We start from the raw sequence: 336 nt of genomic DNA on the forward strand, positions 1-336 counted from the left end.
ACAGCAGCAGCGTGCAGGCCGGGCTTTGCCTGGCAGCCTGGCTCAGTTGTCTCTCCACCTGGGCGATGCGCGCTTCCAGGAGCCGGATCTCTTCGAGCAACTGCGATGCCGTGTGGCGGATCAGCTCGGGCACAGCCGACTGTGGATCGGCCAGCACGCGGCCGATGACTTCGATGCCCGTGCGCGCACCTACAGGAACAGCGATGCCAAACTCCCGACAGAACCCCCGCAGGGCATTGATGCGCGAGGTGCGGGTGCCCATCCACAGGGAGCGGATGCGGTGCAGCCCCTGCAAAGCCTGTTGCTCCACTGACTTCACACGCACGGGGCGAATAT

Annotated in this window: 1 pseudogene; it reads right to left on the reverse strand. The window is 65.2% G+C overall.

The features are described 5' to 3' along the window. Positions 1 to 336, reverse strand: a pseudogene (locus ACYZGB_RS22910) (IS110 family transposase); the annotation flags it as partial.

The sequence above is a fragment of the Acidovorax sp. Q11 genome (genome assembly GCF_054950075.1).